Raw genomic sequence first — 11,240 nt, forward strand, 5'->3', positions numbered from 1 at the left:
CGTCAGGGTTTATGCTTTGCTATTAAATCAGGTTATTACATTGACTGATTCTATCGAGTTATTAAATCGACAATTAATACATCAAGCTATATAACTTACGACGATAATCAGCCACCAGAGCAGCATCTGTCATCACTGATAATAACTCTAAGTAAACCTTTCTGGCGCCGCCTTCTAAGAAATCATACTCCGTGCTCAAGATCTTAAATAACAACACCATCGCATCGTTATGCTTGTTGGCAGTCTGTAATTGAATAGCCAGATCATAGGCAATTTTTAAATCATCAGGATTCGCGGCATGCGCCGCGGTTAATGCTACGATCTCTGGTGTTTCGGCTGATTTTTTGGCTGTGTCTAAATGCGAACGTAGCGTTTGATATTGGTGACTTTGTTGCTCTTGTTCTGCAAAGGTATCGAGCAGTGCTTCAGCTGCTTCTACTTGATGTGAACCGAGTAGTGCTTGGGCATAAGCTATTTTAATATCAGTGTTATCGGGTGCGAGTTCGTAAGCTTGGCCCATTAGTGGCACAGCTTCGGCAAACTTGCTGTCCATTAATAGCATTTGCGCTTGTTGCAGTAAAACTTGTTCTTGTTTTGGTAAATGACGGCTAATGATCTCACGGATCGCCGCTTCTTCCTGTTCGCCAACAAAACTATCAACTGGCTTACCATCTTTAAAGATGGCTACCGTTGGTAGGCTTTTTATACCAAATTGTTGTACCAGCTCTGGGTGACGGTCGCAATTGAGTCGCGCTAGCACGATTTGGCCATTTAAGCTTTGTGCGATGTTTAATAGACGGGCACTTACTTGGTTTTCTGGTGCGCGTTCAGACCAGAAATCAATGACGATTGGTTGTGAGTATTTGCCTTGTAGCAAGATCTCTTGAAAATTTTCACTGGTAAGGTCAAGGATATAATTCTGCACTGATTAGCTCCATCACATTGCGTTTTGGTATAAATGTTGAGTATGAAAGATATATGGGGATAAAGTTAGCGTAATCAAGTCTGCAAGCTGTGCTTATCGTTGAGATCTGGATCACTGTCGTAAACACAAAATCAGCATATATTCAAAGGTCACCGTTTTAAGGATGTGATCTAGGATGAGTAAATCTTTATTTGTAAACGGTATCAGTTGTGCTTTGTTGGCTTGTTTAAATTTAACCCCTGCAGCCGCCAGTAACAGCACGGCAGTGACGCAGGCAAGTAATTATAGGATTCCACTGACGGTGAATCAGTCACCGTCAGTAACTAATGCCGCGGCCAAGTTGTTATATCAAGGCAGTTTTGGGCCTACACCAGAAACATTGCGAAGTGCGCAGCAAGTCACGCGTCAGCAATGGATCGCTGCGCAGATGCAATTATCGCCAAGTTGGCATTATCCCTTAACCACACAATATTGTGATGTATTAAAGGCAGCTCCAGCGAATGCAGTCGATAGCGCAGATAAGGCCAGTACTAACAACAAAAAGCCGAACAATGCCCGCACCTGTTTAAAAGCCCAGGAATCGGTTTGGTTAGAGCATGCCTTAACGGCGCAAGATCAATTACGTCAGCGCGTGGCATTTGCGTTATCGCAGATCTTAGTGGTATCTAGTCAAGAGCCGCCATTGGCTAAATACGGTGATGGGTTAGCTTGGTATTACGATTTATTAGTCAAACACAGCTTTGGTAATTATCGCGAGTTATTGCAAGATGTCACCTTGTCACCAGCGATGGGTATTTACCTTTCGATGCAAGGTAACCGTAAAGCCAATCTCAACAAGAACAGCTTTCCCGATGAAAACTACGCCCGTGAAGTGATGCAATTATTCAGCATTGGTCTGTACCAATTAGATATCAGCGGACAAGCTATTTTAGATAAACAGGGTAATAAGATCCCGAGCTACCAACAAGCGGATGTAGAGAATTTAGCCAGGGTTTTTACCGGGTGGGATCTGGTTGAAAACAAGCGCTATGGTCATCGCCGTAGTGGCCGCTATGATACTTTTATGGAACTGTCACCAAAGCAACATGACTACAATGAAAAAACATTATTCGGTCAGACCTTCAAAGCGGGAGTGAAAGCGGACAAAGAATTATCGGCGAGTTTAGATTTATTATTTAATCACCCTAATGTCGGGCCTTTTATTAGTCGTCAGTTAATCCAACGTTTGGTCTCATCCAATCCTTCTCCTGAGTATATTAAACGTATCGCGACAGTATTTAATGATAATGGCGATGGTATACGTGGTGATTTAGGCGCTGTTGTTGAAGCTATTTTACTGGATAATGATGCCCAAGGAACGATAACCGCACCAGCCTTAAAATTAAAAGAGCCGCTGGTCAATTACGTGGGTTTTTTGCGTGCATTTTCAGCAACGCCCAAATCGGAGCATTATCATTTACGCCAACTAAACGCGACGTTTGGTCAGGGGGCTATGCGAGCTGATTCAGTATTTAACTTCTATCAGCCAGACTTTAAGCCTAATTATGAACCTTTCGAAGCGCTCAATAACTTAGCCGCAGATAACGTTGATAATGAATTACCGAGTGTGGTGCCTGTGAATCAACAAATGACGACAGTAGCACCTGAATCTCAGATCATGGTCGATCCACTTATTATCAAACAATTATCGTTAATGTTTAAGCAAACCATGTCTAATAAGGCGAGTTTAAAGCTAGATTTTACGGCGCCATTAGCACTCGCTGACAACAGTATTGATATGTTGGATTATCTTGACCAGCTATTATTAGCAGGAAAAATGACGCCCGCATTTAAAGCGCAATTACAATCTCATTTAATTAATATCAAAGGGCAAAAAAGACAACTACAAGAAGCCATTTATTTAATCGTCAGTTCTGCTGATTATGCTGTGCAGCCTTAGGAGTTATCGCGATGATATTACGCAGAGAAGTACTTAAGGCGCTTGGAGTGTTAGGAACATCAACAGCGTTGTTGCAATCTAATCCCTTACTGGCACTGCAAACAATTGCCGCTAAACAGCAGACGGCAAGCGATTATAAAGCATTGGTTTGTATCATGCTAAATGGCGGCAATGACGCATTCAACATGGTATTTCCTGATACCCCACATCCAGAATATCAAAACTACATCAATACTCGGCAAGCATTGGCTGTGCCTAATTATGTTAATCAACCACAATACTTAGCGAACAAAGGTGATACGCGTTATAGCAAGCAGCTATTGCCGATAATGTTGCGTGATCTTGATGGTGAAACTCACGCGTTAAACGTTCACCCCGGTATGCAAGGATTACAAGCGTTAAGCCGAGATAAGCAAGTTGCTGTCATTGCTAATTCTGGCGTGTTAATCGAACCCGGTAGTCGGGACGAATTTAAGCAAAACCGTAAACAAAAACCGGCATTTTTATTTGCCCATAACCAGCAGCGTAAAGCGGTTTATTCCGGTATCGGTGATAATAATGTGACAACGGGCTGGGCAGGGCATATGAATGAGCTGCCGACCTTCTCAACAGGCTCCTTATCACAAGGTAATCAGCACGCTGTTTTACCTATGGGTATCTCTTTCCATGGCAGTAATCAATGGTTACGTGGTCAACAAACGATGGGCGCGGTATTAGCGCCAGGTAAGCCAGGTAAAATTATCGGACTCGATGCGAAAGGTAACCAAAGACAGCAAGCCAGAACCGCAACTGTGCAAGCGCTGCAGTCCATACCAAGTGATGATGTGTTATTACGGTTAATGCGTGGAAAATTAACCTCAGCACAAGATCTCTCTGCGGTATTAACGCAACTTTGGACCACCCACAGTAAAGCGTTAGCTAAGATTGATGGCTTGTTTGATGATGGTAAATTATCTCGGCAATTAGCCGCCGTGGCACAAGCTATCTTGTTACGCGAAAGTTTAGGCATGCAGCGACAAGTATTTATGGTCGAGTTAGGCGGCTTCGATACTCATGCTGGACAGATAGATAAACAGCCATTATTACTGGCTGAATTAAGCCGTGCAATCAGCAGCTTTCAGCAGGCGCTGGCGGTTTTATCTTTAACCAAACAAGTCACCACATTCACCGCGTCTGACTTTGGCCGAACTTTAACCAGTAATGGCAGTGGTACAGATCACGGTTGGGGGTCACATCAACTCGTTGTCGGTGGGGCTGTGCAGGGTGGTCTTTATGGTAAATGGCCAAGTATGTTACGCGGTGGTGCTGATGATTATCGCAGTGGCCGCTTATTACCGACAACATCATTGACGCAAATGAATGCCAGTTTAGCCACCTGGTTTGGGGCTTCGGCTGATGAGGTCAATATATTATTTCCGAATCTGAAGCGCTTTCCGGCTGGGGCTATGCCGTTATTTCAACGAGTTAAAAATGGGGTTCTTGTTTAAGATATTTCTGGTCATTTAGTGCAAATATATTTGTTTGAACTTTAGTACGGTTATTGCTACCCTGCGAGGCGTTTTATTTATTGGCACCATTGATGTTTTAATTCGATGGGCCATTCGTTTTTACTTTTCGATCAAAAGTATTGCAGGATATATGCTTAAGCATAATTTATGGACAGTGCGTTTAAAATAAATAATCAGTTAAACAAAAATAATCAGTTAAACAAATATAGTATTGAAACCACCGACTACCAAGTTGGTCAAGATAACGTACAAAAATGGGGCTTTGATATACATAACCCCGTATTCGGTATTAGTGCCGGTTTAATCTTCCTACTCATTTCAGCCCTTCTCTATACAGACCCATCCACAGCAAAAGAAGCACTTACCAGTGTCAGAAACAGCATCATGGCAGAATTTGATGTGGTCTTTATGTGGTCAACCAACTTCTTTGTTCTTTTTACTATGCTGTTGATTATATCGCCGTTTGGTAAAATCCGTATTGGTGGTAAAGAAGCCAGTACGGATCACTCAAGCCTATCTTGGTTAACTATGCTATTTGCCGCAGGTATGGGTATTGGTCTGTTGTTTTGGGGGGTTGCTGAACCAACGGCTTATTTCACTAACTGGTGGGGGACGCCATTAAATGTTGAGCCATTCACACCAGAAGCGAAATCATTAGCGCTGGCGGCAACGGTTTATAACTGGGGTATTCACGGTTGGGCAATTTACGGTGTTGTGGGACTTGCACTGGCTTTCTTTTCTTATAACAAAGGTCTGCCACTCTCAATTCGTTCGGTATTTTATCCGATCATTGGTGATCGAGCTTGGGGTTGGGCTGGCCACATTGTGGATATCATGGCTGTACTGGCTACATTGTTTTCGCTGGCTACATCACTTGGTCTCGGCGCACAACAAGCGGCGAGTGGTATCAATCATGTATTTGGTACGCAAGGCGGTCTTGGTTTACAGTTAGTTGTTATTGTACTTGTTACCTTAGTGGCTATATTCTCCGTTATGCGTGGTATTAATGGCGGCGTTAAACTATTGAGTAATATCAATATGGTGTTTGCATTTGGGTTATTAATCTTTGTACTGATTATTAGTTTTGATGTAATAATCGTTTCAATTCCAGAAACCTTTATGGCTTACGCAGAAAACTTTGTTGCTTTAAGTAACCCGCATGACCGTGGCGATACGGCGTGGATGCACGGTTGGACGGTATTCTATTTTGCATGGTGGATCTCATTAGCACCATTCGTAGGTATGTTCATTGCGCGCATTTCTAAAGGGCGTACAGTACGTGAGTTCTTGTGTGCCGTTATTTTTGTGCCAACGTTAGTGACGCTGGTATGGATGGCGACGTTTGGTGGTGTTGCTATCGATCAAGTTATTAATAAAGTCGGTGAGCTTGGTACCAATGGTTTGACTGATATTTCTTTATCACTATTCCATGTATACGATGCAATGCCGTATGGTAACGTGCTGTCAGTATTATCGATTGCATTGGTTTTAATTTTCTTTATTACCTCATCAGATTCTGCTTCGCTGGTGGTCGACAGTATCACCTCGGGCGGTAAGATTGATGCACCGGTTCCACAACGTATTTTCTGGGCAATCGTACAAGGTTCAATTGCTGCAACGATGCTTTGGATTGGTGGTACAGACGCGTTACAAGCCTTGCAAGCTGGTGTGGTAACAACTGGTTTACCATTTGCCGTGTTAATGCTAGTTATGTGTGTGAGCTTAATTAAAGGTTTAAATTCAGAGTATCATTTATACAAGTAATTATTTGCTTTATAAATTAACGTTTTAAAATTTAACTATTAAAAAATTCATATAATAAATTCAAACGGCCTAACTGTATATTTGAGGCCGTTTGAATTTCGTCCTATTTTTTGCTATTATTTTAACCGATTTTATTTCTTGGCCTAATCATTGCTGTATATGATGGTCATTTCGTTTTTACTTTTCGATTAAAAAGTATTGCAGGATATATGCTCAAGCATAACTTATGGATAGCTCGTTAAACAAAAATAGTTCGTCAAACCAAAGTAGTTCGTCAAATAAATATAGTTCTTCAAATAAATATAGTATTGAAACAACTGACTATCAAGTCGGTCAAGACAACGTTCAAAAGTGGGGCTTTGATATACACAACCCCGTATTCGGCATTAGCGCCGGCCTTATTATCTTCTTCCTTTCTGCACTTCTTCTCGTTGATCCCGCTACCGCAAAAGAAACATTAAACACTATTAAAAACGGCATCTTAGCTGATTTCGATAGCTTCTTTATGTGGTCAACCAACTTCTTCGTCTTTTTTATTGCTGTATTAATCTTATCACCGCTCGGTAAGATCCGTATTGGTGGTAAAGAAGCAAAATCTGAACATTCAACGATCTCGTGGCTAGCAATGTTATTTGCTGGTGGTATGGGTATTGGTCTGTTGTTCTGGGGTGTTGCAGAACCAACGGCTTATTTCACTAACTGGTGGGGAACGCCATTTAATGTTGAACCGTTAACAGCTGAAGCAAAGTCATTAGCACTTGCAGCAACCATTTATAATTGGGGTATTCACGGCTGGTCTATTTACGGTATTGTGGCACTTTCTCTGGCTTTCTTTGCGTATAACAAAGGTCTACCACTATCAATTCGTTCGGTATTTTATCCGATAATTGGTGATAGAGCTTGGGGCTGGCCTGGTCACGTTGTTGATATCTTGGCGGTACTTGCGACGTTATTTGGTCTAGCTACATCGCTGGGTTTAGGCGCGCAACAAGCGACGAGTGGTATCAATCATGTATTTGGTACTGATGGTGGTATTGGCATGCAGTTGATTGTCATTGCCTTTGTGACATTAATTGCGATTTTCTCGGTTATACGTGGTATTGATGGCGGCGTTAAAGTATTGAGTAATATCAATATGGTGTTTGCCTTTGCGTTACTGATTTTTGTGATGATCATTGGTTTTGATGTAATCACAGTATCAATCCCTGAAACATTCGTTGCTTATGCTCAAAACTTTGTTAGCTTAAGTGATCCACATGGCCGTGATGATACTGCTTGGATGCAAGGTTGGACTGTATTTTACTGGGCTTGGTGGATTTCATGGTCACCATTCGTAGGTATGTTCATTGCGCGTATTTCTAAAGGTCGTACGGTACGTGAATTCTTGTCTGCCGTTGTCTTTATTCCAACGTTAGTGACGTTAGTATGGATGGCGACATTCGGTGGTATTGCTATCGATCAAATTATGAATAACGTCGGTGAACTTGGCGCAAATGGTTTAACTGATATTTCTTTGTCTTTATTCCAAGTATACGATGCAATGCCGTATGGTGATGTGCTGTCAGTATTATCAATTATCTTGGTATTAATCTTTTTTATTACCTCATCTGATTCTGGTTCGTTGGTTATCGACAGTATCACATCGGGCGGTAAGATCGATGCGCCTGTACCACAACGTATTTTCTGGGCTACAGTAGAAGGTACTATTGCTGGTGTTATGCTATGGATTGGTGGTTCAGAAGCGTTACAAGCATTGCAAGCGGGTGTCACTATCACTGCATTACCGTTTACGTTTGTATTGCTGATTATGTGTGTCAGCCTAATTAAAGGTTTGAACTCAGAGCGTGCTTTATACCAGTAATTGATGTTTGATTCTTGGTTTATACAATAAAAAATGGTCTCAAACATATGTTTGAGACCATATCTGATTACCGTATTCAGTTCATCATTGGTAATACGTATTTATAGTGCGCTTGCTACTTCAAAGCCGTCCCAAACCGCAGTCATAATGGTACGGGCTTTTTGGCTATCGCCGATATTGAATACCTCTTCAACATCTAGTTGATTAGCAAGTTCTTCATGCAAGTGACCTTCAGCTCTGTATCCAAGTGCTAAAACCACGTGCTCGGCATCTAGCGTGAATTCATTCTTATCTTGAGATGCCTGAATGCCGCTATCTGTGACACGTAATAAATAAGTCGAAGTCATTATGTTGACTTGTTCTTTAATCAACAGCTCTTTTAGCATTTGGTAATTTGCAAAACAAGTTCCATGAGGGCCGCCAATAATATCATCAGCCGCTTCAATCAGAGTCACGTTTTTACCCTTCTGTGCCATCCAAAGTGCCGCTTCTGAACCCACTAACCCACCACCGATCACAATGACGTTATTGCCAGTGATTAACTCAGGCTTCATTAATAATTGTTCTGCAACCATGACGTGAGATTTCTCTCTGCCTTCAAGCCAGAGAGGTTGGATAGGTCTTGAGCCCGTCGCGAAGATAACGCTGTCAGGTTTCTCGTTTTCAATTGTTGCCTTATCGGCTTGTGTGTTAAAGCGAAGATCTACATTTTTACGTGTCATTTCGCCACTGAACCATTGAATTAAAGCCTTGTCATCGTGTTTGAATGATGGCTGACTACCGGGAATAACGTTACCACCGAGTTGATCTGATTTCTCAAAAAGAACAACGGCATGTCCACGTTCAGATGCAATGCGAGCCGCTTCCATACCAGCAACACCACCGCCAACAACGACGACTTTTTTCTTTTTATGCGCAGGGAATAATCTGAATTCTTGCTCACGTCCACAGCTTGGGTTTACTGCACAAGAGATATTGCCGACCTCTGCCATTCTGCCCAAACAGCCAAGATGGCATGAAAGGCACGGACGAACTTCTTCAAAGCGGCCTCGGCGAATTTTATTTACCGCATCTGGATCCGCCAGAAGGGGACGGCCTAGGGAGATGCCATCTGCAATCCCCTCTGAAACCGCATGTGCGGCTAAATCTGGATTTTCCATTCTACCTGACATTAATACAGGAATATCAACCACTTCAGAAACGGCTTTGCAGTATGGAGTGTACATACCTGGTTTAAAATAATTTGGCGGGTGGTTCCAATACCATGAGTCGTAAGTACCTGCATCGACGTTTAGGGCATCAAATCCAGCATCTTGAAGGTATTTCGCCGCTTTTAGACCTTCTTCTATATCTCGACCGACTTCTTCTGCTTGTTCTCCAGGCAGAATACCCTGTCCAAATCCTTTCATATTGCCTTTCACTGAATAACGTAGTGACACGGGGAAGTCTTTGCCACAAACTGCTTTAATACTTTGTACAATTTCAACGGCAAATCGGTAGCGGTTTTCAAAGCTGCCGCCGTATTGATCAGTTCGTTTGTTAAAGAATTCCATGGTAAATTGATCAAGTAAGTAACCTTCATGCACGGCATGAATTTCTACCCCATCAAAACCCGCTTTTTGCGCGATAGCTGCAGATTCTACAAATTTAGTAATAAAGTACTTTACTTCTTCAGTGGTTAATTCTCGATGAGTGATTGAAGGGTCAAAGCGGTTTGCTGCTTCAGAAGGCGCAATTGATTTGTCTAATGGAGTAAAACCTGGGATGCATGATCGTCCCCAGCCAGCCGTCAGTTGAGCAAAAATTTTAGTGCCGTAGGTATGAATTCGTTCGGTCATCTCTTTGGCACTACGGATATAAGCTGTTGGATTGTTGGTTGGGCAAGGTAAAGATGGCATTGGGAATTGCTCCAATTCATTTTCTACCATCTGTACGCCAGTGATAATTAAGCCTACACCACCGCGAGCACGTGCTAAATAGTATTCAATGCCACGATTATTGTAAGCGCCATCACCATCAACACACCCTAACGTTCCCATAGGAGCCATTGAGTAGCGGTTTTTTAGCTTTAATTTACCAATATTCATTGGTTTAAATAGCACACCATGTTCTTCTTTTAACATAATCAAACTCCGTTAATTTATGCGCTAAATTGTTATCTAGCGCAAGGCTGACGGTATTAAAACAAGATACGTCCTTTTGTTCTTTGCTATTTAGGACAATGATTTGTCTAAAGTGGACACCAAAGCCCAAGCGTGCTTTAGGTCACGCATTATTCTCGAGTAAGCGCAATACCGCGCGGCATTACCAAGTGTCGATATCGCCGTTTCTGACATGATCAGCTCCGATGCATTAGCGAAGTACACTCGTGACCCGCTTTTATTATTGCTCGCTGAACGAATCACTATGTTATAGTCGATTTATTGAAATTAGCTATTTGTTTAAAGGGTATTATAGATGTCACTAGAGTCTGCTATTACATTTTTTATCGCGATATTTATTTTTGGTATCACACCAGGCCCCGGGGTATTTGCTATTTTGGCGCGCGCCATGGTTGAAGGACCAAAGAAATGTATTATGTTAGCAATGGGCATGATAGGTAGCGACGTGATTTATCTGATTTTAGCTTGCTTTGGTCTGGCGACGATTGCTGAAAACTGGTCCGAAGTATTCACTGCTATTCGTTATATCGGTGCTGGTTACCTGATTTACCTTGGTTATAAGATGATTAAAGCCCTGCCGCAGATTAAAGATGATATTCAAGCTGAAGCAGATGCGCAGCAAGCAGGGTCGATGTTGGCTAGTTTTACTCAGGGCTTTCTAATTTCAGCATCGAATCCAAAAGTGATCCTATTTTATATTTCGTTTTTACCCACCTTCATCGACCTAACGGTATTAAAGGCACAAGATATTGCCTTGGTGTCTGTGTTGTCGGCTATTGCTTTAATGTCAGGGTTAATGTTGATTGCTTTTGGCGCTAGTCGCATGGCTGGGATGTTAAAAACACCAGTGGCTCATCAACGCTTAAACAGAGGCGCGGGCAGTATTATGATCGCAGCTGGTGCGTATTTGGCGGTGAGTAAATAGCAGCAAGCTTGTGTTGAATGTATAATAAAGACTTACCGAGGTGAGCCTTTATTGTTTCCCATTATTACTTACATTCTTTGAATGTTAGTTCGGGTTTTGCGACTATTGCTGAGTACGCGCCTTGTGAATACTTTATATAGCAGGATTGGTCAATTA

7 protein-coding genes are annotated in these 11,240 nt (G+C 42.1%); 5 read left to right on the top strand and 2 right to left on the bottom strand.

The features are described from left to right. Nucleotides 1-73 precede the first annotated feature (73 nt). A complete protein-coding gene (locus tag QNK26_RS15015) occupies nucleotides 74-925 on the bottom strand; it encodes a tetratricopeptide repeat protein (RefSeq protein ID WP_319224515.1) in 852 nt (283 codons plus the stop codon). 175 nt (nucleotides 926-1,100) lie between these two features. Between QNK26_RS15015 and QNK26_RS15020 the strand changes: the two genes are divergently transcribed. The 4 genes from QNK26_RS15020 to QNK26_RS15035 all read left to right on the top strand — a co-directional run bounded on the left by QNK26_RS15020 (nucleotide 1,101) and on the right by QNK26_RS15035 (nucleotide 7,997). Next, on the top strand, nucleotides 1,101-2,864 hold the full coding sequence (locus tag QNK26_RS15020; RefSeq protein ID WP_319224518.1) for a DUF1800 domain-containing protein: 1,764 nt from the start codon (nucleotides 1,101-1,103) through the stop codon (nucleotides 2,862-2,864). Nucleotides 2,865-2,875: 11 nt separating this feature from the next. Beyond that, on the top strand, nucleotides 2,876-4,351 hold the full coding sequence (locus QNK26_RS15025; protein WP_319224520.1) for a DUF1501 domain-containing protein: 1,476 nt from the start codon (nucleotides 2,876-2,878) through the stop codon (nucleotides 4,349-4,351). A gap of 168 nt (nucleotides 4,352-4,519) precedes the next feature. Further along, nucleotides 4,520-6,136 (top strand): BCCT family transporter, encoded by a 1,617-nt coding sequence (locus tag QNK26_RS15030; protein ID WP_319224522.1) that lies wholly within the window; start codon nucleotides 4,520-4,522, stop codon nucleotides 6,134-6,136. A gap of 226 nt (nucleotides 6,137-6,362) precedes the next feature. Beyond that, nucleotides 6,363-7,997 (top strand): BCCT family transporter, encoded by a 1,635-nt coding sequence (locus QNK26_RS15035; RefSeq protein ID WP_319224524.1) that lies wholly within the window; start codon nucleotides 6,363-6,365, stop codon nucleotides 7,995-7,997. A 101-nt stretch (nucleotides 7,998-8,098) separates the two neighbouring features. Here QNK26_RS15035 and QNK26_RS15040 read toward each other — a convergent pair whose 3' ends face one another. Further along, a complete protein-coding gene (locus tag QNK26_RS15040) occupies nucleotides 8,099-10,120 on the bottom strand; it encodes an FAD-dependent oxidoreductase (protein WP_319224527.1) in 2,022 nt (673 codons plus the stop codon). 334 nt (nucleotides 10,121-10,454) lie between these two features. Between QNK26_RS15040 and QNK26_RS15045 the strand changes: the two genes are divergently transcribed. Beyond that, nucleotides 10,455-11,084 carry a LysE family translocator gene (locus QNK26_RS15045; RefSeq protein WP_319224530.1) on the top strand — a complete coding sequence of 210 codons (630 nt, stop codon included), beginning with the start codon at nucleotides 10,455-10,457 and terminating at the stop codon, nucleotides 11,082-11,084. The last annotated feature ends 156 nt before the right edge of the window (nucleotides 11,085-11,240 follow it).

It is taken from the genome of Moritella sp. (assembly GCF_033791185.1).
Lineage (GTDB): Bacteria > Pseudomonadota > Gammaproteobacteria > Enterobacterales > Moritellaceae > Moritella.